The 24,527-nt window shown below is 68.0% G+C and carries 20 protein-coding genes; 9 read left to right on the top strand and 11 right to left on the bottom strand.

Going from position 1 to position 24,527, the window contains the following annotated elements; genetic code table 11:
- Positions 1-66: 66 nt before the first annotated feature.
- The 3 genes from MF610_RS11350 to MF610_RS11340 all read left to right on the top strand — a co-directional run bounded on the left by MF610_RS11350 (position 67) and on the right by MF610_RS11340 (position 4,438).
- Positions 67-2,694, top strand: coding sequence for a TonB-dependent receptor (locus MF610_RS11350; RefSeq protein ID WP_242196416.1), 2,628 nt, complete (start codon positions 67-69; stop codon positions 2,692-2,694).
- Entirely contained in the window at positions 2,694-3,782 is a 1,089-nt protein-coding gene (locus MF610_RS11345; protein WP_242196413.1) for a Ca2+-dependent phosphoinositide-specific phospholipase C, read from the top strand. Before MF610_RS11350 ends, MF610_RS11345 begins: the two co-directional genes overlap by 1 nt.
- A gap of 98 nt (positions 3,783-3,880) precedes the next feature.
- A complete protein-coding gene (locus MF610_RS11340) occupies positions 3,881-4,438 on the top strand; it encodes a recombinase family protein (RefSeq protein ID WP_242196410.1) in 558 nt (185 codons plus the stop codon).
- 55 nt (positions 4,439-4,493) lie between these two features.
- Here the strand turns inward: MF610_RS11340 and MF610_RS11335 are convergent, their stop codons facing one another.
- The 4 genes from MF610_RS11335 to MF610_RS11320 all read right to left on the bottom strand — a co-directional run bounded on the left by MF610_RS11335 (position 4,494) and on the right by MF610_RS11320 (position 5,740).
- Positions 4,494-4,697, bottom strand: a complete 204-nt coding sequence (locus MF610_RS11335) for a hypothetical protein (protein ID WP_242196408.1) — start codon at positions 4,695-4,697, stop codon at positions 4,494-4,496.
- Between the two features lie 89 nt (positions 4,698-4,786).
- Complete coding sequence (locus MF610_RS11330; protein ID WP_242196405.1) at positions 4,787-4,993, bottom strand: DUF5818 domain-containing protein; 207 nt, start codon at positions 4,991-4,993, stop codon at positions 4,787-4,789.
- A gap of 6 nt (positions 4,994-4,999) precedes the next feature.
- Positions 5,000-5,200: a 30S ribosomal protein S21 gene (gene rpsU / locus MF610_RS11325; RefSeq protein ID WP_116842203.1), complete on the bottom strand. Its 201-nt coding sequence runs from the start codon at positions 5,198-5,200 to the stop codon at positions 5,000-5,002.
- A 165-nt stretch (positions 5,201-5,365) separates the two neighbouring features.
- Complete coding sequence (locus MF610_RS11320; RefSeq protein WP_242196402.1) at positions 5,366-5,740, bottom strand: winged helix-turn-helix transcriptional regulator; 375 nt, start codon at positions 5,738-5,740, stop codon at positions 5,366-5,368.
- Between the two features lie 81 nt (positions 5,741-5,821).
- Here MF610_RS11320 and MF610_RS11315 point away from each other — a divergent pair, with 81 nt between their 5' ends.
- On the top strand, positions 5,822-6,670 hold the full coding sequence (locus MF610_RS11315) for an SDR family oxidoreductase (protein WP_242196399.1): 849 nt from the start codon (positions 5,822-5,824) through the stop codon (positions 6,668-6,670).
- A gap of 40 nt (positions 6,671-6,710) precedes the next feature.
- Here the strand turns inward: MF610_RS11315 and MF610_RS11310 are convergent, their stop codons facing one another.
- The 3 genes from MF610_RS11310 to MF610_RS11300 all read right to left on the bottom strand — a co-directional run bounded on the left by MF610_RS11310 (position 6,711) and on the right by MF610_RS11300 (position 11,518).
- The gene (locus MF610_RS11310) at positions 6,711-7,640 is read right to left on the bottom strand and encodes a glycerophosphodiester phosphodiesterase family protein (RefSeq protein WP_242196397.1); all 930 of its coding nucleotides are present in this window, start codon (positions 7,638-7,640) and stop codon (positions 6,711-6,713) included.
- Positions 7,634-10,132, bottom strand: coding sequence for a TonB-dependent receptor (locus MF610_RS11305; protein ID WP_242196393.1), 2,499 nt, complete (start codon positions 10,130-10,132; stop codon positions 7,634-7,636). The genes MF610_RS11310 and MF610_RS11305 overlap by 7 nt, the downstream gene beginning before the upstream one ends.
- Positions 10,133-10,384: 252 nt before the next feature.
- Positions 10,385-11,518 carry an ROK family transcriptional regulator gene (locus tag MF610_RS11300; protein ID WP_242196391.1) on the bottom strand — a complete coding sequence of 378 codons (1,134 nt, stop codon included), beginning with the start codon at positions 11,516-11,518 and terminating at the stop codon, positions 10,385-10,387.
- A 188-nt stretch (positions 11,519-11,706) separates the two neighbouring features.
- On the opposite strand from MF610_RS11300, the gene MF610_RS11295 reads away from it, so the two are divergent.
- Both MF610_RS11295 and MF610_RS11290 read left to right on the top strand, forming a co-directional pair.
- Entirely contained in the window at positions 11,707-12,975 is a 1,269-nt protein-coding gene (locus tag MF610_RS11295) for an MFS transporter (protein ID WP_242196389.1), read from the top strand.
- A 78-nt stretch (positions 12,976-13,053) separates the two neighbouring features.
- Positions 13,054-14,877 carry a methyl-accepting chemotaxis protein gene (locus tag MF610_RS11290; protein ID WP_242196386.1) on the top strand — a complete coding sequence of 608 codons (1,824 nt, stop codon included), beginning with the start codon at positions 13,054-13,056 and terminating at the stop codon, positions 14,875-14,877.
- 7 nt (positions 14,878-14,884) lie between these two features.
- Here MF610_RS11290 and MF610_RS11285 read toward each other — a convergent pair whose 3' ends face one another.
- From MF610_RS11285 to MF610_RS11270, 4 genes are all read right to left on the bottom strand, one after another.
- Positions 14,885-16,423 carry a sensor histidine kinase gene (locus MF610_RS11285; RefSeq protein WP_242196383.1) on the bottom strand — a complete coding sequence of 513 codons (1,539 nt, stop codon included), beginning with the start codon at positions 16,421-16,423 and terminating at the stop codon, positions 14,885-14,887.
- The gene (locus MF610_RS11280; protein ID WP_242196380.1) at positions 16,420-17,118 is read right to left on the bottom strand and encodes a response regulator transcription factor; all 699 of its coding nucleotides are present in this window, start codon (positions 17,116-17,118) and stop codon (positions 16,420-16,422) included. Before MF610_RS11280 ends, MF610_RS11285 begins: the two co-directional genes overlap by 4 nt.
- Before the next feature lie 32 nt (positions 17,119-17,150).
- The gene (locus MF610_RS11275) at positions 17,151-18,632 is read right to left on the bottom strand and encodes a DUF4153 domain-containing protein (RefSeq protein WP_242196378.1); all 1,482 of its coding nucleotides are present in this window, start codon (positions 18,630-18,632) and stop codon (positions 17,151-17,153) included.
- A gap of 126 nt (positions 18,633-18,758) precedes the next feature.
- Positions 18,759-20,306 carry a cryptochrome/photolyase family protein gene (locus tag MF610_RS11270; protein ID WP_242196375.1) on the bottom strand — a complete coding sequence of 516 codons (1,548 nt, stop codon included), beginning with the start codon at positions 20,304-20,306 and terminating at the stop codon, positions 18,759-18,761.
- A gap of 30 nt (positions 20,307-20,336) precedes the next feature.
- Here MF610_RS11270 and queF point away from each other — a divergent pair, with 30 nt between their 5' ends.
- The 3 genes from queF to MF610_RS11255 all read left to right on the top strand — a co-directional run bounded on the left by queF (position 20,337) and on the right by MF610_RS11255 (position 24,507).
- Entirely contained in the window at positions 20,337-20,780 is a 444-nt protein-coding gene (queF, locus tag MF610_RS11265) for a preQ(1) synthase (RefSeq protein WP_242196372.1), read from the top strand.
- Between the two features lie 141 nt (positions 20,781-20,921).
- Positions 20,922-23,189 carry a glycosyltransferase family 4 protein gene (locus tag MF610_RS11260; RefSeq protein WP_242196369.1) on the top strand — a complete coding sequence of 756 codons (2,268 nt, stop codon included), beginning with the start codon at positions 20,922-20,924 and terminating at the stop codon, positions 23,187-23,189.
- A 37-nt stretch (positions 23,190-23,226) separates the two neighbouring features.
- On the top strand, positions 23,227-24,507 hold the full coding sequence (locus MF610_RS11255; RefSeq protein WP_242196367.1) for a glycoside hydrolase family 130 protein: 1,281 nt from the start codon (positions 23,227-23,229) through the stop codon (positions 24,505-24,507).
- Positions 24,508-24,527 lie beyond the last annotated feature (20 nt).

The raw sequence follows: 24,527 nt of genomic DNA, 5'->3' as shown, positions 1-24,527 counted from the left end.
ATGGATTGCCGATAGCGGCCCCGACCAAGGCGGCACGTCGATGCCCGCCATTCAAGGGGAATTCACATGTTGCCGCTTTCGCGCCTGCTTCGCGCCACGACCTCGCTCGCGCTCGTCACCGCCATGCCCGTCGCCGCGCATGCCCAGACCAGCGGCGGCGCGCCGGAGGCCGAAGCGGACGAGATCGTCGTCAACGGCACCTATGCCCGCAGCCTGTCGGCGGCGATCGAGACCAAGCGCCGCGCCGACCACGGCGTCGATTCGATCAGCTCGACCGATATCGGCAAGTTCCCGACGCAGAACGTGGCCGAAGCGCTGCAGCTGGTTCCCGGCGTCGCGATCACCCGCCCGCGCGGCGAGGGGCTGTATGTCAGCGTGCGCGGGCTGGGACCGCAGTTCCAGAATACGCTGCTCAACGGGCGCAGCGTCGCGCTCAACGACCTGATCGAGAATGGCGGCGCGCAGGGGCGGCAGTTCCGGTTCGAAATGCTTCCCGCCGAGTTCACCAGCAGCATCGACGTGGTGAAGACCCCGACCGCCGACATGACCGAAGGCGCGCTGGGCGGCAATATCGACGTCAAGACGTTCCGTCCGCTCGACATCGGCAACACGACCACGCTGAACCTGCGCGGCACCTACACCACCCAGACCGAGAAGGTGAAGCCGAACGCCACGGTGCTGACCAGCGCGACGACCGCCGACGGCACCTTCGGCATCTTGGCGGGTGCGCAATATTGGGGGAAGGCGGTTCGCAACGATCGCTTCATGAACTTCGGCTGGCTGCTCAACCGCTATACCGCCAGCAGCGCGGGCGGCCTGCCCACCGGCATCTATTCGCCGACCCGCACCCGTCCGACCGTAGAAACCGAGGATCGCAAGCGCATTTCCGGCATCGTGTCGGCGCAGTGGCGGCCGACGGCCGAGCTGGAAACCGTGCTCGATGTGATCGCGACGCGGCTGGACGTCGCCTATGACGAATTCGGCCTCGACATCTATCCCGACGATTCGGGGACGTCGGTGGTGCCGGGAACGGCGGTGATCGAGGGCGACACGCTGGTCGCCGCGACGATCAACCGCGCGCGCTTCATGGCGTCGCGCGAATACAGCCTCAACCGTCACGAGTTGCTGACGGTCGGCCTCAAGCAGTCGTGGAACCGCGATCGCTGGCATCTGGGCGCCAGCGCCAACTGGTCGTCGGCGCACAGCTTTCACCCCGATTACCGCGAAGGCACGGTGCGCAGCCGCGCCTTCTTCAACGCACCGCTGACCTATGACGCCCGCGGCGGGTACAAGGTGCTGCCGACCTTCACCACCACGGTCGACCCGACCGATCCGGCCAGCTACGCACTGTTTCCGTTCAATATCGCACCGAAGGACAGCAAGGACCGCGACGTCTATACGCGCGCCGATATCGGCTACGACATGGGCGGTTTCCTGACCAAGCTGTCGGCGGGCGGCGAATATCACTGGCGCAAGCGCGACTATTTCCGGCGCGACTATAACGTCAACCCGGCGGCCAATACCCCGCTGACCAGCCTCGGCAGCGGCGCGTACGAGGCGATGCCGTTCGACGATTTCCTGAAGAACGTCAGCGGCAATGCCCCGCGCAACTGGCTGGTGCCGGTAACCTCGGCCTATGTGAACGCGTTCTTCACCCCCGCGGTCGAAAACGGCGCGCTGACGCTCGGCGACCGGCGCTCGTCGTTCGTCACGACCGAAAAGATCGCCGCCGCCTATGTCCGCGCCGATTACGGTTTCGATGCCGGCACGGTGCCGGTCAGCGGCAATGTTGGCGTGCGCTATGTCCATACCGATCAGGTGGCGAGCGGGACGCTGACCAGCGGCAACACCGCGACGCCAGCGAGCTTCCCCAAGACGTTCGCCAACTGGCTGCCCAGCTTCAACCTGCGCGCCGACCTGACCCCGACGATCGTCGGCCGTCTGGCGGCGAGCCGGGTGCTGACCCGCCCCAACGTCACCGACAGCGCACCGCGCATCACCGTGTCGACCGATGCGCCGACCGCCAGCGGCGGCAACCCGCAGCTCGTCCCGTTCCTCGCCACCCAGTTCGACGGGTCGCTCGAATGGTATTTCACCCGCACCGGCATGTTGTCGGGCGCAATCTTCTACAAGGCGATGGACGATTACATCACCCAGCAGAATACCGAGATCACCATCCCAGGCCGCGGGCTCGTCCGCCTGTCGACGCAGGTCAATGGCGGCGACGCCAAGGTGTACGGCGCCGAAATCGCCTATAGCCAGGTGTTCAGCTTCCTGCCCGCGCCGCTCGACGGGCTGGGCGTGCAGGGGTCGTACACCCATACCTCGGTCAAGGCGGACTATACCGCGGGCTCGCGCGCGATCCGCGACCAGTTGATCGGGTTGTCGAAGAACAGCTTCAACCTCGTCGGCTTCTACGACAAGGGGCCGATCGCGGCGCGGTTGTCCTATGTATGGCGCGACAAATATCTGTCGAGCACCGGCAGCACGGTACAGGCGCCGACCTATGTCGATGCCTTCGGCTCGCTCGACGGCAATTTCTCGGTCCGTGCGACCGAGCAGGTGACGTTCAGCCTCGAGGGGATCAACCTCGCCGGGGCGCGGCAATATACCTTCAACGACAGCCAGGCGCGGTTCGGCGAGATCAACTATTACGGCCGGACGATCCTGTTCGGCGTGCGGGCGGCGTTCTGATGCGTGGCCCCGCCCTGCTCGCCGCTGCCGTCGCCTGCATGGCGACGGCACCGCGCCCGCCGCTCAGGATGAACGATGTGCAGGTCATCGGATCGCACAACAGCTTCAAGGCGCGGATTCCCGACGCGGTCCTCGCCGCGATCCGGGAGCGCGCGCCGCAGGAGGCGGAGGCGCTGGATTACGATCACCTGTCGCTCACCGCGCAGCTCGATCGCGGCGTGCGACAGCTCGAACTCGACATCTTTGCCGATCCCGCGGGTGGCCGCTATGCCGACCCGGCCGGGGAGCGGATTGCGAAGGCGGCGGGCGAGGCGACCGGGTTCGACCGCGCGGCGATGCTGCAACCGGGGTTCAAGGTCTTCCACATCCCCGATATCGACTATCTGTCGGGCTGCGTGACGTTTCGCCGGTGCCTGAAGGAAATCGACGACTGGTCGCGGGCGCATCCCGGACACCTGCCGATCATGATCACGATCAACGCCGCCGACAAACCGTCGGGGCGGGCGGGGATCGGCGATCCGCTGCCGCTGACCGCGCCGTTGCTCGACGCGCTCGACGGCGAGATTCGCGCGACGCTGGCGCCGGGGCGGGTCATTACCCCGGACGAGGTGCGGGGGAAGGCTTCGACGCTGCGCGATGCGGTGCAGGGGACAGGCTGGCCGACGCTGGAGCGCACGCGCGGGCGGCTGTATTTCGTGCTCGACGTGCGGCCGGAGGTGGGCGAGCTGTACCGCGCCGGTCATCCGTCGCTGCAAGGGCGACCGATCTTCGGCTGGTATGACCCGGCGACGCCCGAAGGCGTGGTGCAGATCGTGCAGGACCCGCTGGTCGACGGCGCGAAGATTCGCGACTGGGTGCGCGAAGGCGTGATCGTGCGCACGCGCAGCGATCTGCCGACGACCGATGCCCGCGCCGGGAGTCACGCCCGCGCCGATGCGGCGGCAGCGAGCGGGGCGCAGGCGGTCAGCACCGATTATTATCCCGGCGCCCCGTCCCGCCCGGGAATCAGGTTCGCGGTGACGCTGCCCGGCGGGGTGATGGAACGCTGCAACCCCCGATTGCGGCCGGAGACGTGTACGCTGCGGTGACTTCGGACGCGCCACCGTCCGATCAGGGTCGCTCGCGGCATCCTTGAACAGGTGCCCGGTCGGCTTTAGACGTCGATCGAACGGAACAGGGGGATCGCATGGCGTTGTTCGGCTATGCCCGCGTATCGACGGTCGAGCAGGACCTCGCCATCCAGGAAGCCGCGCTGCGCGCCGCCGGGTGCCAGGCGGTGCGATCGGAAAAGAAATCGGCGAGCGGCCGCAGCGGGCGGACCGAACTGCAGATCCTGCTCGACTTCCTGCGCGAGGGCGACACGCTGGTCGTCACCCGCATCGATCGCCTTGCCCGGTCGATGAAGGATCTTCAGGACATCGTCCACGAACTGAAGGGACGCGGCGTGATGCTGCGTGCGACCGAACAGCCGATCGACACCGGCACCGCGGCGGGCAAGGCGTTCCTCGACATGCTCGGCGTCTTTGCCGAGTTCGAGACGAACCTGCGTCGCGAACGGCAGGCGGAGGGCATCGCCGCGGCCAAGGCGCGCGGCGTCTACAAGGGCGGCAAGCCGCGCATCGACCCGGAAACGGTCCGCAAGCTCGCTGCCGAGGGCATGCGCCCATCGCATATCGCGCGCGAACTGGGGATTTCGCGGGGGACGGTGTACCGGTTCCTGCCCGCCGCGACAGGCGGCGGATGAGATAGGGCGACGTGATCGCTACCCTGCCGCTGCCAGAACTTGATGATCGGACCCGCTATTGCACCGTGGTGTCGGCGATTGCCGGTTCCGCTATCCGCCCGCGACGGCGCTCCTGCGCCTTCCGCTCGGCGGCGGTCTGAACCACCGCACGATCGGTACCCGGTTCGATCCGTTGTTCCCAATATCCGGCAGCGACCACGCCACCCAGCGCAAGCGCGCCGAACGTCGCGACGATCAGAAACTCGTTGCGCGTCTTCATAGGCACGGTTGTCCTCTAGCCGACGCAGAGATTGCGCCAGCGGGACAAACGGTGTCGGACCGGATTGGCTCCGTCGCCGGGGCGGGGGATCAGAGCAGCGCGATACTGTCCGCATCGACCAGGTCGACGGCGATCAGCGTCCCGACCATGCGGACACGCTTCTCGACTTCGTCGACCGGGGTACGGTGCAGTTCGAGCTGATACCGCCCGCCGGCATCGCGGCGGAGATAGAAGGCGCCGCCGTCGCGGACCAGCGTGCCGGTCTCATCGATCCGGCCGCCGATCTCCGCCGGCATCCGCGCTTACTTGTCGCGTTCGGCGCGCTTGCGATCGGCCTTGCGCGCGCGGCTGATCGCGGCGGCACGCTCACGTGCGCGCTTTTCCGACGGCTTTTCGTAATGCCGGCGCAGCTTCATTTCGCGATACACGCCTTCGCGCTGAAGCTTCTTCTTGAGTGCACGGAGCGCCTGGTCGACGTTATTGTCGCGGACGATGATCTGCATGGGGGGTAAGCGTCCTCAAAAGAATCGGGTGTGGGCCGGGGATTCGCGATTCCCGGCCTATCCACTGCCGCCTATTACGAATAGTGTGGGTTTGGCAATCGTCTCCTGTCGATCCGGTCGCGGAATCGACAGGATTCGCCGCGCATGCAGCCGCCGGACGGGCGGTCAGGCGTCGATCGCCGCGTCCGACCCTATGATCCGCGACACATTCACTTCCAGCCAGTCGGTCAGCTGCGCAACATGCGCCGCTGCTTCCTCACCGAGCGGGGTCAGGGAATAGTCGACATGCGGCGGCACCGTGGCGTGCGCGACGCGGCGGACCAGCGCATCGCCCTCAAGCAGCTTCAACGTCTGCGCCAGCATGCGTTCGCTGACGCCGTCGATCCGGCGGCGCAGCGCGCTGAAGCGGTGGGTACGTTCGCGCAATACCAGCAGGACCAACACGCCCCACTGGCTGGTCATGTGCCGCAGGATCGCGCGCGAGGGACAGGCGGCGGCAAGCACGTCGCCGCGACGGATGCGATCGGTCAGGCTTTCCATACTAACAAAAATATCCGTACTTATCTTTCGTAAGTGCCCCATCTAGATTGTATGGGTCCATCCAACAAGGAGCCATCCCCCATGACCTTCGCCATCACCGGTATCTCCGGTCAGCTCGGCCGCCTGATCGCCGATTCGCTCGCTACCCGTGCCCCCGACGTGCCTCTTGTCGGCCTTGCCCGCACGCCCGATTCGGTAGCGATCGACGGCGTCGACGTCCGCCGCTTCGACTATGATGACCCCGCCACCCTCGTTCCAGCGCTTGCCGGCGTCGATACGCTGATGCTGGTATCGTCGAGCGCGGTGGGCCAGCGCGAGCGACAGCACCGTGCGGTGATCGATGCGGCGAACGCGGCAGGGGTCGGACGCATCGTCTATACCAGCCTGTTGCACGCCGGCACCTCGGCGCTGTCGCTGGCCGACGAGCATGTCGCCACCGAACGCGCGCTCGCCGGAGCGGGGATTGCCCACACCATCCTGCGCAACGGATGGTACACCGAAAACTACACCGCGTCGGTGCCCCCTGCCCTCGCGCACGGTGCGTTCGTCGGCAGCGCGGGCGACGGCCGCATCGCTTCGGCCGCGCGCGCCGACTATGCCGACGCGGCGGCGGCGGTGCTGGTCGAGGACGGTCATGCCGGGCAGGTATATGAACTGGCCGGCGACAACGCCTATACGCTGACCGACCTCGCCGCCGAATTGTCGCGGCAGGCGGGGCGCGACATTCCCTATGTCGACCTGCCCGAAGCCGACTATGCCACCGCACTGGTCGGTGCCGGCCTGCCCCAGCCGCTCGCCGCCGCGCTGGCGAGTTATGATGTCGCCGCGGCGGGCGGGGCGCTGTTCCATGACGGCGACGCGCTGTCGCGGCTGATCGGTCGCCCGACCACGCCGCTCGCCACCTCGATCGCGGCGGCGTTGCCGCGGTGAGGCAGTCGCTCCCCATGCGAGCGACGCGGGGAGCGCGCGGCTATTTCCGCCCCACCCGCCATGCGAGGAACGACTCGACCGCATCGGTCTGGATCAGGCGGACGCCGTGATCGGCCAGCCGCCCCCACACCGCCTGCGGATCGCGCGCGGCTTCGGCATCGCCGCCCAGGCCGGTGACGAAACCCTTGAACAGTGTGTTGACCCAGACCGGCATGCCCAGCCGCCGCGCTTCGGCGGTAATCGCTGGCAGCGTGGCGAGCGGCACGACCGGCAGCTCGACCGCCACCGGCTTGCGCGCACCGCTCGTCTGCCGGCGCAGCGTCGTGACGACGTCGGCCGCGTGAGGGTCGGCGGTGGTCGGGATCACCGCGAACGGTACCCGGTCATAGGGCGGCATCGGGGCCAGCGGGGGCGAACCGACCCCGGCAAAGGTCTTGACGATCACCCGGTCGGTCGCGCCGGCACGGACCACCGCGTCGACGACCTCGCCATAGATCGCGTCCTTGACGTCGAGGTTCAGGACGATGCGCCCCTTGGCCAGTGCCAGCAATTCGTCCAGCGTCGGCACGCGTTCGTCGGTGACCCTCGCCCCCTCCCCGCCTTCGTCGTCGCGCAGATGGAGCGCGCGGACCTGCGCCAGCGTCAGGTCGGCGACGCGCCCGGTGCCGTCGGTGGTGCGGTCGACGCTGTCGTCATGCACCATCACCAGATACCCGTCGCGCGTGCGGCGGACATCGGTCTCCATCACCTCGACCCCCAGCGCCGCACAGCGCAGCAGCCCGGCACGCGAGTTTTCGGGCGCGGTGCCGAGGCCGTGCGCCGGGGCGGCAGCATGGCAGCCGCGATGGGCGATGGCGATCATACCACCCTTCGGATCGGCGATGCGGCGCAGCGTTTCGGCCGGCCCGGCCTGCGCCGTCGAAGCGACGGTGCAGGCGAGGAGAGCGGCGAGCAGCGGGCGGATCACCACGACCGGCTCACGATCAGGCGGACGTTACGCCCGAACAGCGGCCGGCCGAAGATCGCGGTCGGCACACCCTGTCCGAAGCGGTCGCCGGCGGTATTGCCCTCGGTAAAGCCGTGCGCGTTGGTGATGTTGTCGCCGACGACCTGCACCTGCCACGGCCCGCGGGTCGCGGTGGCGCCCAGCCCGAACGCGCCATAGGCGGGCAGCGCGGTGCTGTTGAAGAAGTCGGTATAGCGCCGGCTGACATAGTCGTAGCGGCCATAGACGCTGACCCCGGCGTCCGCGACCGCGAAGTCGATTGTCGGGCGGACGTTCAGGAACAGCTTGGGCTCGCGGATGATCTGCTTGCCGCTCGCCCGGCTGCCATCGGCGCCGGTGTTGCTGCTGAAATTCAGGTAGCGCGGATTCTGGAACGTGACCGATCCGGCGAGCGAGAAGGGCCCGGCGAGCCGGAGCTGCCCATCGGCCTCCAGTCCGCGGGTTTCGGCGGTGCCGATGAAGTTCGTCACCTGGTCCGCGCGTCCGGTCGCCGGGTTGAAGGCGGCGAAGCTGGCGTTGAGCGGATCGAATTTGGTGTAGAAGCCGGTAACATAGAGATAGGAGCGCCCGGCGGCGAACTTCACGCCCGCTTCGTACAGTTTCGCCTTCGTCGGCACGATCGCGGCGACCGGATAGTTCAGCGTGATGGTGGTGTTGGGCGGCACCTCCAGCTGCGATGCGCGGATATAGGCGCCGATATTGCCGGTCGCGTCGTAATTGGCGCCGACCGTCCAGTTGGTCGCCTGCTGCTTGAGCTTCAGCGTGCCGATCGCGCCGGTGAACCCGCGCGTGCTGTTGTCGGCCAGCGTCGTCGGATCGCCGAGGTCGTACGCAGCGGTCAGGCGCCCGAACCCGTCATAGCTGTACCATTCGTGGCGGATGCCGGCGTCGATGCGCAGCCGGTCGGTCACGTCCCACGTATCGGTGCCGTACAGCGCGAGCAACTGCCCATCGGCGCCGCCCCCGCCCAGCGTACCGGCATTGGCCAGCGCACCATGATCGGTGACATAGCCCAGCACATTGCCGGCTGCGTCATAGGCGGCGAGGTCGAGCGTGCGCGGCCGCGACTTCACCTCGATCAGCAGGTTCTGGTACGCGTTGAACGTCTTCTGCCCCCATAGCGAGCCATAGATGCCGGCGCGCACGTCATGGGTGCCAAAACCGGTGTCGAACCGGTGCGTCACCGACACGTCGCCCTGCGTCGAATGGAAGTCGTTCTCGATCGAACGATACTGCGCCTGCATCACCAGCCCCGAATCGGCGGCGGGATTGTAGGCGCTCTGCCCGGCGGTGCCGGCGATGCTGTAGCCGAGCCGCGCGACGTTCGCGCCGAACGCAGTCGTCGCAGCGCTGCGATAATTGCCGGCGAAGGTCGTGGCGTCGACCGGGTTGGAGGTTGAATAAAAGGCGTCGAAATGCAGCTTGCCCTGCGTCACCCCGCCCTTGGCCGAGACGTGCCAGTCGCCGAAATCGCCCTCGTAGTTCAGCGCGACGTTGCCGAAGCGCAGGTGCCGCCCGTTGGACAGGTCGCCGCGCTGGTTCTGGATCACGCCGGCGCCGTCGCGATATTTGATGTTCACGTCGCGCAGCGCCGGGCTGTTCAGCGTGCCGGTGAAATAGTCGATATAGCGGTCGAGGCTGACCGACGGATCGCGCGGATCGGCGGTCGGGATCGACAGGTAGAAGACGTTGTGATCGTCGGTATATTGCCCCGACAGCTTGACGAAGCCGTTGGCGAGATCGTGGCGCAGGTTCGCGCGGATCTGCCCGCCGCGGTCGCTGGGGAACCCCGAATTGCGATAGCCCTCATGATGGCGCAGGAAACCGCCGACCGCATAATAGGTATCGTCCGACACCGGACCCGCCTGATACGCGTCGAGGCGGTAAAGCCCGGTGTCGCCCAGCGTCAGCTGCGCCTTGCCGCGCGTCGTCGCCGTGCCGGTGACGGTGATGACGTTGGCGATCGCCGCCGCGGTGCTGGCATAGATCGGCGCCGGCCCGCCGCGCACGACCTCGATCCGGTCGGTCATCAGGTCGAGCCGGTTCATCCCGTCGCCCTGGTTGAAGAAATAGCCGTCCAGTTCCTGGAACAGCGGCAGGCCGTCCTGCTGGTAATAGAGGAACCCGCGATCGGTCGGGATGCCGCGCACGCGGGTGATGTTCTGCACCTCACCGCCGGTCGCTTCGGCATGGATGCCGGGCAGCGTGCCGATCAGGTCGGTGGTGCTTTTCGGCGCCAGCTTCTGAATTTCGGCCTGGTTCATCGAATTGACCGCATAGGACACGTCGAAGCGCCGCTGCTGCCGCGCCGATCCGGTGACGATGATGTCGGACGGTGCCGCGTCGTCGGTGGCGGCGGCCGGCTCGACCTTGGCCGGCGTCGTCTGCGCCATGGCAGGATGGATGACGACGAGCAGCGCGCATAGCGCCGCGCCGCCCAGAAGATTGCGTTGCATGGATAGGCCCCCCGAACTGTCGATGGCGGGCCATTGGCCGGGGAATGTGACGCTTTTATTTGCTTACGTGCAATTAAATCGAAGCGGGACTTTCATAGTTCCCCCTCGTCCACCCCGGCCTTGGACGCGGTGACGGTAAGAAACAAAATGGTCATCCCCGCGCAGGCGGGGATCCATAGACGCAACGGTAGCGACCCTTGTACGAACGTCAGCGTGTATGGATTCCCGCCTGCGCGGGAATGACCAGGGTGCCTACACCGCCGCCGTCACCGCATGAATCGGTATCATCGCCGCGCCGATCACCACCGCCGTGCTGCCGATCGTCGAGGCGCGTACCGGGGGCAGGGGCGCGCGATACTTGCCGTCGCGGCGGCGATTGAGCGATTCGAGCCCCGCTGCGATCCGGTCGAGCAGCGGCAGCGGCAGCGCACCCGACACGATGATCGCACCGGGATCGAGCCAGACGATCCCGCTCAGCACCGCCTGTTCCAGCTGTTCGATCACCCGGTCGCACCACCGGTCGATGACCACATGGTGGCTGCCCAGCAAGGCATCGACATCGGCCAGCGAATCGATCGCTACCCCCGCGGCGCGCAACGTGCGCAGCAGGTCGATGCCCGACGGTCGTTCGCCATCGCCGGGGAACAGCCGCCCGACCTCCCCCGCATTACCATGCTCGCCGAGGAACAGGTCGCGCTCGGCGATCAGTCCGCCGCCGATGCCGTGCCCGAGGAACAGGGTCAGTACCGACCGATAGCGGCCGATCACCCCATCCTGATAGAATTCGGCGAGTGCGGCGACGCTCGCGTCGTTCTCGATCCATACCGGCATGCCCAACACGTCACCGATGATATCGGCCAGCGGCACGTCGTCCCAGCCCGCCACCCGGTCGACCACCGCGCGGCGATCGCGTTGCCCATGCAGCGCATAGCCCGGCACCGCCACCCCCATGCCGAGGAACTTGCCGCGCATGAACCCGTGCGCGGCTGCCAGCGCCTGTAGCCGCGCCGCGACCGCATGGGCGAACACGCGCGGATCGGGGCTGTCGAACGGCGTCGCGTCATGCACCAGCGGCCGACCGCGAAAATCGACCAGCGCCAGTTCGAGCCAGCCGGGATGCGGCGTCGCGCCGATCGCCCAGCCCCCCTGCCCCGAGATCGTCAGCGGCACCATCGGCCGCCCGCGCTGCACCGCTTCCGCCGATTCGCCTTCCTCGACCAGCCCCAGCGCCAGCAACGACTGGGTCAGCCGGGTCATCGTCGCGCCGTTCATCCCCAGCACCTGCGCCAGGCGGGTGCGCGATGCCGTCCCCTCGATCCGCAACTGCATCAGCACGCGCCGCTGCGGTTCGTTCAGCGGGATCGGCGGGCGGCGCAGGCGGGACATGGCGGCAGTATATAGTTCCGGCGTGTCAAATAAATGAAATCGGGGGGTGATAGGGGCGAAACCCGCTTCGTCACTCCCGCGCAGGCGGGAGTCCATAAACGTGACGTGGCGCTTCCCGCCGCAAGGTCGGCGTCTATGGATTCCCGCCTGCGCGGGAATGACGATCATTCCCCCAAATCCATCGAGCCATGCCCGCACCCTCCTCGCTCCCCACGAAGATCGGCTACAGCGTCGGCAATCTCGGCAAGAGCGTGGTGTGGACCAGCTTCGAGAATTTCATGCTGTTCTACCTCGTGTCGATCGCGGGGTTGCCGCCGCTGGCGGCGGGCGGGTTGCTGGCGGGTGCGATGGTGTGGGACGCGCTGTTCGACTTCGGCATCGCGCTATGGGCCGATGCGCATGGCGGGCGCGACCGGTTGGGGCGGTTGATCCTGCTGGGCGTACCGCTGTGTGCGGGCGGGTTCTGGACGGTGTTCGCGCTGGACGGGCCGGGGGCGATCGCCGCAGCTGTGATGGTGTGCCGGATCGGCTATTCGTTGTGCGATGTCGGGCACAATACGCTGCTGGTGCGCGTCGCGCGCACGCCCGGCGACGCGACGACGGTATCGGGACTGCGACTGATCTTCAGCGCGGGCGGCGCGGCGCTAGTGGCGCTCGCATCGGGGTGGACCCTGTCGTCGTCCGGTGCGGCGGCGCGGCAGGATGCCTTCGCCAGCGGCGCGTTGGTCGGCGCGCTGCTCTATGCATCGACGCTGATCGTCGCCCGGATCGCGACCCGGCACTTGGCCCAGCCCGGTGGCGAAGCCTCACGCGCGCCGATCGCCCCGGTCGCCCGCGTACGCGGCCTGTGGCGCACCCCGGCCGTTCGACAGGCGCTGCTGGTAGTGGCGGTACAGGCGGGGATGGTACCGCTGTTCCTGCGCACCCTCCCCTTTTTCGGGCAGGCGGTGCATCACGACCCCAGCTGGGCGGGCCCGGCGCTGGCGACGATCACGCTCGGCCAGTCGCTGTCGCTGCCGGGGTGGATGGCGCTCGCCCGTCGCTGGAACCCTGTCGCGATCGCGCGGGTCGGGCATGGCCTTGCTCTTGCGGCGATGCTCGGGCTGGCGATCGGATCGCGCGGAATGAAGGGTACCGCGCTGCTGGTGCTGCTGGGCGCCGCGCTGTCCGCCGGCAACATCGCGATCTGGGCGATGCTGACGCTGGCAGTGCAGCGCTCGATCGCCGGCGGCTCGCCCGGCGAGGCCACACCGGTCGGGCTGTTCCTCGGCGTATTGAAGGGCGCCGCGGCGCTCGGCAACCTTCTGGCGGCGACGATCGTGTGGTGGACGGTGGCACCCGATGGCGGGGTGATCGCCGTCCCGGCGCTGACCGCCTGCGTGTCGCTGGTGCCGGTCGCGGGCTGCGCGCTGGCGCTGTGGTTCCTGCGCGATCGCTGCGAAAGCGCGACCCGCTGACAAAGTCACCACGCCGGTAACCGTATATTATCCAGTAACGTCCATACCGTACCGAACGAAGGGTCGGGGGGACACCGCATGCATTCGATCAACCGGATGGTATTGGCTGCAATCGCCGCAATCGCGCTGCTGGTGCTCGTCTCCGGCGGGGCCAGCGTCTGGTCGAACGACCGGCAGGCGGACGCCCGTGCGAACATCACGCGCGGATCGGCGCTGCTGCGCGATCACATGACCGCCGACATGATGCACGATGCGGTGCGCGGCGACGTGCTGTCGGTGCTGCGCGCGGCGTCGGCCGGCGACCTGAACCTGGCCGAGAGCCGCAAGGCGCTGACCGAAGACGCAGCCGCGCTGCGCAAGGCGCTGGCCGCCGACGCTGCCTATGCCGACGCCCCGAATATCGTGGCGCAGGCCAACCGCATCCAGCCGCAGGTCGATACCTATATCGCCACCGCACAGCGCATCGCCGATGCCGCCGCCACCGACCCCGCCCGCGCCTCTGCGCTGCTGCCCAGTTTCCTGAAGGCGTTCGAGGACCTTGAGGGCGGCATGAGCACGTTGTCCGACGCGATCGAGGCGCATCTGGCCGACGTGTCGGCAGAGGCGACCGCGATCGCCCGCCTTGCCAACATCCTGCTCGCCGTCACGACCTTCGCAACGTTCGGCGTGATCATGGCGGTGGGATTCGCCAGCCGCCGCTTCGTCGTCGCGCCGCTGCTGGCGCTGGTCGACACGCTCAAGCGGATGACGTCGGGCGACATGGCCGTCACGGTGCCCGCGACCGGGCGACGCGACGAACTGGGCCAGCTTGCCGGTGCCACGCAGGCGCTGCGCGACCAGCTGGTCGCCGCCGAACACGCCAAGGAAGAACAGACGGTGTTGATCGTCGACAGCTTCGGCAAGGCGCTGGCGCGGCTGGCCGAGGGTGATCTGGTCGCGCGGGTCGATGCCGATCTGACCGGGCCGTTCGCGCGGATCAAGGCCGATTTCAACGCCGCCGCGGCATCGCTGCAATCAACGCTCGCCACCGTGACCGAGGCGGCGAGCAGCATCAACAACGGCGCCGACGATATCCGCCAGGCGTCCGACGACCTGTCGCAACGCACCGAGCAGCAGGCCGCCAGCCTCGAACAGACCGCAGCGGCGATGGACGAGATCACCTCGACCGTGCGCGAAACCGCCGCCGGCGCGTCGCAGGCCAACCGCATCGTCGGCGAGGCGCGGGCCGAAGCCGACCAGTCGGGCGAGATCGTCCGCCGCGCAGTGGAGGCGATGAACGGCATCGAACGCGCTTCGGCCGAAATCAGCGACATCATCAGCGTGATCGACGGCATCTCGTTCCAGACCAACCTGCTGGCGCTGAACGCCGGGGTCGAGGCGGCACGGGCTGGGGATGCCGGCAAGGGGTTCGCCGTCGTCGCATCGGAAGTCCGCGCGCTGGCGCAACGCTCGGCCGAAGCGGCAAAGGACGTGAAAACCCGCATCACCGCGTCGTCGAGCCAGATCGGCGCCGGCGTGCAGCTGGTCGGCGAAACCGGCGACGCGCTGGGCCGCATCATCAGCCGCATCGGGCAGATCGACGCGCTCGTCGCCACCATCGCCACCTCGGCCGAGCGGCAGGCGACAGGCCTGCAGCAGATCAATACCGCCGTGTCGGAAATGGACGGCATGACGCAGCAGAATGCGGCGATGGTCGAGGAAGCGACCGCCGCGGTCCGCAACCTCGCCGCCGATGCCGACGGCATGACCCGCCAGATCGCCAGCTTCCGCATCGGCGACACCGTCCACCGCATCCCCCCGCCCCGCGCGCCGCAAAAGGCGGCGAGCGTGGTGCCGATGCGCCCGCGCAGTGCGGGAAACACCGCGCTGGCGGTGGCGGAGGAAGACTGGTCGGCGTTCTGATCCCGCTCTACGCCACCGGCAAGGTCAGCCGGAACACCGCCCCCTCCCCCGCATCCAGCGCGATTCCGCCGCGATGCGCCTCCAGCAGCGACCGCAGGATCGGCAGGCCCAGCCCGGTGCCGCCGGCGGCACGGCGTGTGGTGAAGAACGGTTCGAACACCCGGTCGCGGTCGCCCGGCGCGATGCCGCGGCCATCATCGGCGACCGTCACCACCACGCATTCGCCCTCGACCCGCGCCGCGATCGCCACCCGCCCCGCCCCCGCCTGCCGGCTATTGTAGATCAGCGTCGACAGCGCCGCCTCCAGCACCCCGCGCGGGACCGCGACCGGGGGCAGCACGTCGTGCGACAGCGTGACGGCGGGCGTAGCGCGCGCATCGGCGGCACAGCGCAGCACATCGAGCAGGTCGCTCGCCACTCCCGCCTCGCGCGTCGCCATGTCGGCGCGCGCCAGTTCGAGTAGCCGGCTGACCAGCAGGTTCAGCCGGTCGGCATCGGCGGCGATGTTCGAAAGGAACCGTTCGCGATCCCCCGCGGCCATGTCGCCATGGTCCTGCAACAGTTCCACCGCGCCGCGGATACCGGCCAGCGGCGTCTTGAACTCGTGGCTGACGGCATGGGCGAAGTCGCGCAGATAGCGTGAGCGGTGGGCAATCGCCTCCGCCATCACGCGAAAATCGCGGTACAGCGCCTGGATTTCGATCGCGGCCGTCGCCGGCGGGTCGGGCACGCTGCCCCCGCCGCCCGCCACCGCGCGCGTCGCATCGCGCAGCGCCTCGACCGGGCGGACGATGCCGCGCGACAACAGGCCGCTCAACACCACCAGCGTGACGAAGATCGCGACGATGCCGAACAGGATCTTGCCGCGATCCTCGTGCAGCCCGACGAACAGGCTGCGCGGCGACCGTGCCAGCAACAGGACGCCGATCACCCGCCCGTCGACCACGATCGGCCGCGCATGGTGGATGCGCAGGTTCGATGCGCGGCTGAGCCATTCGAACGGATAGTCGGGGCGATAGGCGGCGTTGCGCCGGAGCGTCGTCAGCGACCGCCCTTCGCGCGCCGCGCGTAGTTCGGGCAGGTCGCCATAGCCGCGCCCCGCCGGCCCCCGCGCCAAGATCCGCCCGTCCGGCGCCAGCAGCTGGATCGACGCCAGCGTCGTCTCCGCCGTCATCCGCAGCACCGGCGCGAGCCGCGCCGCCCAGACGCGCATCGCCGCATCCTCCTGCCCCAGCAACACCCGCGGCGCCGGGCGTTCGGGTAGGATGCGGGTCAGCCGCAGGTCGAGCGTCGAGGCATAGCGCCCGCGATCGATCCGCGCGTCGCGTCCGCCGGGCCACGCGCTCGCCCCCGCCGCCGCCAGCGCCGCGCTCTGCGCCACCAGCTCGGCCTCGGTCTGGCGCAGCAGGCTGTTCTCGTACACCCGCAGGAACAGCGCGCCGACGCCGGGCAGCGCCGCGACGAACAGGAACGTCGCGAGCAGGATCGTGCGCAGCCGCAGCCGGGGCCAGTGCCGCCGGACGACGGCGCGCAAGCCTGCGATCATCCGCCGCAGGTGCCCAGGCGATAACCGATGCCGGCGCGCGTCTCGATCACGTCGTCGCCGCCCGCCGCCGCGAATTTCGCACGCAGGTTGCGGACATGGCTGTCGATCGTGCGGTCGGTGATCGCGAAGCCCGGCCCGTGCAGCCGGTCGATGATCGCGTCGCGGCTGAACACCTTCGACGGCATCGCCAGCAGCGTGCGGAGGATGCCGAATTCGGTCACGGTCAGCGCGACCGGCGCCCCGCCCCAGCTCGCCTGCCACCCATCGGGATCGAGCCGCAGGCGTCCGTGCTGGATGGCGACAGCGGCGCTGTCGACCGCGGGCGGGCGAGCGCCGACGCGGCGCAGGATCGCCATCACCCGCGCCACCACTTCGCGGGGGGAGAACGGCTTCACCACATAATCGTCGGCACCCAGCTCGATCCCCAGCACCCGGTCGATCTCGTCGTCGCGGCTCGACAGGAACAGGATCGGCACGTCGCTGTCGGCGCGCAGCCGCCGGCACACCTCGATCCCGTCCATGCGCGGCATGTTGATGTCGAGCACGACCAGATCGGGCGCGTGCGCCGCGACCGCCGCCAGCGCCGCATCGCCATCCTCGGCCTCGACCGGGGTCAGCCCGGCCTTGGTCAGGGCGAACGCCAGCAGCTGGCGGATGTGCGGATCGTCGTCGGCGATCAGGATCGTGCGCGGCATGGGGCACTGGATCAGCGCCATCGCGGCCGCCGTCAAGGCTGCACCGACGGCACGGGCGACGACGGTATGACCAGTCCCCGACAGTCGCGCCGGTACCGATCGGCCGGCCCCTTGCGATCACCCGCCAGCGCGCGGGCCGCGGACAGCCGGCGGGCACCGCGCGGGGTCCAGCTGGTCCACCGGGACTGCCGCCACGCCAGATCGTCGTACAGCTCGACGCGCACCGCCCGGACGCCGGCACGCAGCGCGGGGTGCCGCGTCCGCCGCTCCAGCGCGATCACCGGCAGCAGCGCGCCGTCGCCGACCGCGCGCAGATAGCACAGGTCGACCTGCCCCGCCCGGCCATGATCGACGCTCCACTGCGCCGCGGTCGCGCCCAGATCGACGAACGCGCACACGCTCAGCACCAGCCCCCCGGCCAGCGCATTGCCGTTGATCAACCACCGCGCGCTCCGCTGCGCCAAAATCCGCCAGCAGATCAGGATCAGCCCCAGCGCGACCAGCCCCATCCACAGCAGCGCCGCGATCCGCCACGCGGTCAGCATCGATTCACCGATATAGTCGAGCGTGCGCAACACGCTGGAGGCGACCAACACTAGGTTCTGCGCGACCCACAACGTCACCAGCCGCCGCGCCCATGGGTTCGCCGCACTGGCGCTGCCCGGACGCAGCATCGCCAGCGCCAGGAACCCGGCCAGCGCGGCGGTACCGATCAGCGGATAGGCGCCGCGATGGGCATATTCCGCCGCGCTCATCCCTTCGGGCAGCGGCGCCCCGCTCCACAGGAACGCGATGTCGAGCCCGTTCTGCACCGCGAAGAGCAGGTTGAAGAGCCCGAGCGCGAGGAGGACCGACGGCAGCGACGTTCCCGGAATCCGCGGTTCCGGATCGGGCAGCGCGGCCGCGGCACGCAGGACCGCGCGCTGCGGCCGAAACGCCGGCCAGAGCAGCAGCGCGACGACAGCGCACAGCACCACCCGCCCGACCGGCGGCAGGCTGACGCCGGTAAACGCCTGTTCGACCAGCGGGTTGGCGGCGGCGAACAGCGCCACGAACACCCCGCCCCCGATCACCGGCAGCGCCAGCGTCGCGACCAGCGCGCGCGCCGACACGCCCTTCGCCCGGGGGCGGGTGGCAAGCCGGTGCAGGTCCATCAGCAGTTTCAGCGGCCCGCTCGCGCCATGCAGCAGCAGTCGTACGCTCCAGCGCCACGCATCGTCGAACCCCGCCGCGCGCGGCAGCAGCGCGGCGACCGACAGCGCCGACCAGAACAGCACCCATGCCAGTCCACTCGACGCATCGAACAGCGCGACCGCGAACAGCGTGGCGAATGCGACCGCCACCCACGCCCCCCGCCTTGCCCGCACGTCGCGCCGCGTGGCGAGCAGCGCCAGCAGCCACGCGCCGGCAAAGACGCCGACGGTGGCCCCGCCCGCATCGATGGGAAACAGGCGGTCGAACAGGAACACCAGCGCGCAGGTCGCGGCGGCCTTGAGCAGGAAACTGAAACGCATCGGCGGCTCCGAACGGGAGGGGAGCCGGTGGAGTAGACGGACGGTATCGGGCGGGGATGGCGCGCTCGGGGAGCTTTGGCGCAGCACGCGTGCAGATCGGGTGCAGGCCGCGATCGAACGGCGACCCTACCCGTCGTAGCGGGGCAGCTTGTCCAGTGCCTGCAAGAACCCCTTCGCCTGCGCGCGCAGTTCCTGCTGCGTCGTCTCGGCCATCTTGTCCCACGTCCGGTACGGCATCGCCATGCGCGGATTGTCGCCGAATTTCCCCCGATTGCGGACGAGAAAGTCCCAGTACAGCGCGTTGAACGGACACGCATCGGGACCGGTGCGCTGCTTCACGTCGTAGCGGCAATGCCCGCAATAATCCGACATCCGGTCGATATAGGCGCCCGACGACGCATAGGGCTTCGTCCCCAGCAACCCGCCATCGCCGAACTGGCTCATCCCCAGCGTGTTGGGCAGCTCGACCCATTCATAGGCGTCGGCATAGACCTCCAGATACCAGCGATGCACTTGGCTCGGCTCGGCCCCGATCAGCAGCGCGAAATTGCCGGTGACCATCAACCGCTGGATATGATGGGCATAGGCATTGGACAGCGTCTGGCCGATCGCCTGGGACAGGCAATGCATCTCGGTCTCCCCGGTCCAGTAGAAGCCGGGCAGGTCGCGCTTGGCGTTCAGGAAGTTGCGCTCGACATAGTCCGGCCCCTCGCGCCAATAGATGCCGCGGACGAACTCGCGCCAGCCGATGATCTGGCGGATGAAGCCTTCCGCCGCGTTGATCGGCACCTTGCCCGCGGCATATTCCTTCTCGACCGCGCGACACAGGTCGAGCGGATCGAGCAGCCCGGCATTGATGTAGGGCGACAGGACCGCGTGCCACAAATAGGGCTCGTCGGTCAGCATCGCGTCCTGATTGTCGCCGAAACCGGGCAGTGCTTGGGCGAGGAACGCGCGCTGCTGGCGCAGGGCATCCTTGCGCGTCACCGCGAAGTCGAACCCGTCGAGCGTTCCGGCGTGGTCGCCGAACCGCTCCTCGACCAGCGCCAGCACTTCCTGCGTCACGTCGTCCGGCGCGAACGACAATGGCCTCGGCATCAACAGATCGCGCTTTGCCGGCTTGCGATTGTCGTGGTCGAAATTCCATTTGCCGCCGACCGGCTTGTCCCCGTCCATCAGCAGCCCGGTTTCGCGCCGCATCTCGCGGTAGAAAAATTCCATGCGCAGCGCGCGCCGATCGTCGGCCCATGCATCGAACCGGTCGTGCGAACACAGGAACCGGGTGTCGGGCCGAATCGTCACGGGGATGCCGAAGATCGTCTCCCACGCGTCGAGCATCGCCTGCACCCGCCATTCGCCGGCTTCGGTGACGACGATTCGGGTCGGATCGTGGCGCTCGACCGCCCGCGCAATTTCTGCAGTGAAGCTGCCGGCATTGTCGGGATCGTCCAGCCGGACGTAATCGACGTCCCAGCCCTTGTCGGCCAGCGCCGCGGCATGGTGGCGCATCGCAGCGAACAGGAACGCGATCTTCTTGGGGTGATGGCGGACATAGGTCGCTTCCTCCACCACCTCCATCATCAGGATCGTCGTGTGGTCGGGGTCGGCATCCGCCAGCGACGACAGCGAGAGCGACAATTGATCGCCTAGCACCGGGATCAGCACCCGTTCCATTCGTGCGCCGTCCCTTCTACATACGCGGCCATGGACCCGAAATTCCTTGGCCAGGCCAGCCCGCTTCCCAGCTCTCCGGAAGCCGCCGAACTCGATTATGTTCCCAACCCGCGCGCCACGCCGTATCTGGTGCGGTTCACCGCGCCCGAATTCACGTCGCTGTGCCCGGTCACCGGCCAGCCCGATTTCGCGCATCTGGTGATCGATTACGTGCCCGCCGCGACGATCGTCGAATCCAAGTCGCTGAAGCTGTTCCTCGGCGCGTTCCGCAACCACGCCGCGTTCCATGAGGATTGCACCGTCGGCATCGCCGAGCGGCTGGTGGCGGAGATGCAGCCGGTGTGGCTGCGCATCGGCGGCTATTGGTATCCGCGCGGCGGCATTCCGATCGACGTATTCTGGCAATCGGGCGAACCACCGAAATCGGTGTGGATTCCCGATCAGGCCGTGCCGGGATATCGCGGTCGCGGCTGATCGTCGCACGCTTGGGGCAACTCGCCACGCGAATCGTGTCGCAGTGCACAATCCGTGCAACCATTCCGGGTGTCGAAATGTTTCCCTTTGCGGACACCGCGCTTTGCCGGCGGTTCCCGCAACGCCACAAAAGGAACGCAGATGGACCGGACGGTCGCCCTGGAATCGCTCGATCGCATCGCGCTGATCGGTAATTTCCTGCCCCGCAAATGCGGGCTGGCGACGTTTACGACTGATACGTTCAATGCGTTGCGCGACCGATATCCGACCCTCGCCGTCGACGTCTATGCGATGGACGACCGACCCGGCGCGTACGACTATCCGCCGGAGGTGACCCATGCGATCGCACAGAACGACCGCATCGCCTATCTCGACGCCGCCCGCCGGATCGAAGCGAGCGGGGCGCAGGCGGTGTGGGTGCAGCATGAATATGGCATCTATGGCGGGCCGGCGGGCGAACATATCGTCGCGCTGCTTGACCGGGTAAACGTCCCCGTCGTCATCACGCTGCACACCATCCTCGAACATCCCAATGCCGACGAACGCCGCGTGCTCGAAGCGTTGCTGCGCCGCGCTGCGAAGGTGATCGTGATGGCCGACAAGGGCCGCGAAATCCTGATGCGGGTCCACGGCACCGACGCGCGCAAGATCGTGACGATTCCGCATGGCGTCCACGACCGCCCGTTCGTCGAACCCGGATCGATGAAGGCGCGTTTCGGCTGGACCGGGCGTCCGGTCGTGCTGACTTTTGGCCTGCTCGCTCCGAACAAGGGGATCGAGACGATGATCGAGGCGATGCCGACCGTCGCCGCATCGCACCCCGACGCGCTGTATGTCGTACTCGGCGCCACCCATCCGCATCTGGTGGCGCATGAGGGCGAGGCGTATCGCGACCGGTTGAAGGCGCAGGCCGCCGATCTGGGCGTCGCCGACAATGTCTGCTTCCTCGACGGCTTCGTCGAGCAGGACGAACTGCTCGACTATCTCCAGGCCGCCGACCTGTACGTCACCCCGTACAGCAACCCGGCGCAGATCACCTCGGGCACGCTGTCCTATGCGGTCGGCGTGGGCAAGGTCGTGGTATCGACCCCCTATGTCCATGCGACCGAAATCCTCGCCGACGACCATGGCGTGATCGTCGACTTCGGCGACGCCGCCGCCTTTGCGCGCGAGATCGTCGACCTGCTTGGCAACGATGCACGGCGCAACACGCTCGCTTCGCGTGCCTATGCGCGCGGCCGGACGATGCTGTTCCCCTGCCTTGCACAGGCGGCGATGACCGAAATTCAGCAGGCCGTAGCTGCCCGTCCCCGCCGCGTGCGTCCCAGCGCCGACCTGACCGCCCTCGCGCCCGACTTCGCCGCGGTCGAACGGATGAGCGACGCGACCGGCATGTTACAGCATTCGATCTATTCGGTGCCCGATCGCCGCCATGGCTATTGCATCGACGACAATGCTCGTGCGCTGATCCTGATGTCCCAGATCGACGACCTCGATCCCGTGCTGCGCGACAAGTGGACCACGATCTACGCGTCGTTCCTGCAATATGCCTGGAACCCCGATCGTCGGCGCTTCCGCAACTTCATGAACTTCGACCGGACGTGGTGCGAGGATGAAGGGTCGGAGGATTCGAACGGCCGCACGCTGTGGGCGCTTGCCATCACCGCGCGCGATGCGCAGGCGCGCAAGCATCGCGACTGGGCGATGTCGCTGTACGAACAGACCGCGTCGATCGCGCTCGACCTCGGCAGCCCGCGCGCGCGCGCATTCGCCATGCTCGCCGCGGTGGCGATGCTCGACGTCAATCCCGGTCATGCGCTCTCGACCGAGATTGCGACCCGCTTCGGCGAGGAACTCGTCACCCTGCTCGACGCGACCCGCCGCCCCGAATGGCAGTGGTTCGAAATCGTGCTGGCCTATGACAATGCCCGCCTGCCCGAAGCGATGATCCGCGCCGGCAAGGCGCTGAAGCGCGACGACTTTCTGCGCGTCGGGCTCGACACGCTCGACTGGATCGTCGCGCGCCAGACTTCGCCCGAGGGTCGTTTCCGCGCGGTCGGAACCGAGAGCTTCGGCCGTCCCTATGCCGAACCGCTGCCGTTCGACCAGCAGCCGCTGGAAGCGCAGGCGACCGTCGAAACCTGCGCCGCGGCGTGGGAAGCGACCGGCGACGTCCGCTGGCGCGACGAGGCGATCAAGGCGTATAACTGGTATCTCGGCGCCAACGATCTCGACCTGCCGCTGGCGACGGTCGGTGACGGTGGCTGTTTCGACGGGCTGATGCCAACCGGATTGAACCGCAACCAAGGGGCGGAGTCGATTCTCGCGCTGCAATTGGCCTCCTGCGCCATTTCCGCCCTTTCAAAGGGACGCGCATCCGTGGCAGACCCGCGCCGCGCCGTGGCCTGACCGGCCACGGCATTTGCCGGGACTATTGGACGCGCGAATGCTGGATATCTACAACCACCCTATGCGGCTCTACGCCGACCCTTCGCGCGTGGTGGTGCGCCCGTTTCACATTGCGTGGCAGCGCAACGGTTCGGCCCCCAGCCGGACCGAACGACTGGTCGGCGAAGTGCTGTCGATGTCGCCCGAGGAAACGCGCGCGCAGCTCGAAACCGTGCTCAAGGACTTCGAAGCACGGCATTGGCAGACGCGCCGCGTGTTCATGACCCGCTATGACGAGATCGAGGCGGTGCTCGGCCTGAACGGCGCCGAGATCGGCGACGAGAAGCGCCAGTTGATCGGCGCCTATTTCTGCCACGAATACAGCTATGCCGCCGCCGCGTTGATGAACCCCAGCGCGGTGCCGCATTTCGACCAGACCGGCATGCCCGAGGGGTCGCTGCGCATCCTGATGTCGCTGCGCGCGGTCGGCGAAGGGCATATCTCTTCGGTCGCTTTCCGCGAAGGCATCATCACCGACGAGAACGAGCTGGTGCTGGCGCCCGAACCGCCCTTCGCCACCGCTGCCGACGCGATCGGCGAAGAGGACGAAGCGCCCGAGGGTGAGGTCACCGTCTTCCGCCACCGCGATTCGACCCTGTCGGGGACGGTGATCTTCCCGATCACCCAGGCGCAATCGAAGGGGCTGGAGGACATGCGCCTCGTCCACTTCACCCATGATGACGGCACGTCCGAATGGCTCGGCACCTACACCGCCTATAACGGGTCGATGATCCAGTCGGAACTGCTGCGCACCCGCGACTTCCGCGCGTTCGACCTCGTGCCGATGACCGGCAGCGCGGCGCGCAACAAGGGCATGGGCCTGTTCCCGCGCAAGGTGAACGGCCAGTATATGATGATCGGCCGGCAGGACGGCGAAAACCTGTTCCTGATCAAATCCGACACGCTGACGCACTGGGACGAGGGGCAGCTGCTGCTGAAACCCGTTTACCCGTGGGAGCTGGTCCAGATCGGCAATTGCGGCCCGCCGATCGAGATCGATCAGGGCTGGCTACTGCTGACCCACGGCGTCGGCGCGATGCGCAAATATGCGATCGGCGCGGTGCTGCTCGACAAGGACGATCCGTCGAAGGTGATCGGCCGCACCCGCGAACCGATCCTTGCCGCAGCGAACGAGGACCGCGAGGGTTACGTCCCCAACGTCGTCTATTCATGCGGCGCGCTGCGCCACGGCGACCGCATCTTCATTCCGTACGGGGTTGCGGATAGCTCGGTCGCGTTTGCGTTCGTGACGATCGAGGCGCTGCTCGCAGCGATGTGAATACTGCAACGCACGTCATC

Origin of the sequence: Sphingomonas hankookensis, from assembly GCF_022664465.1 — a bacterium.
GTDB classification, from domain to species: domain Bacteria; phylum Pseudomonadota; class Alphaproteobacteria; order Sphingomonadales; family Sphingomonadaceae; genus Sphingomonas; species Sphingomonas hankookensis.
This window is presented reverse-complemented; position numbering and strand designations above follow the sequence as displayed.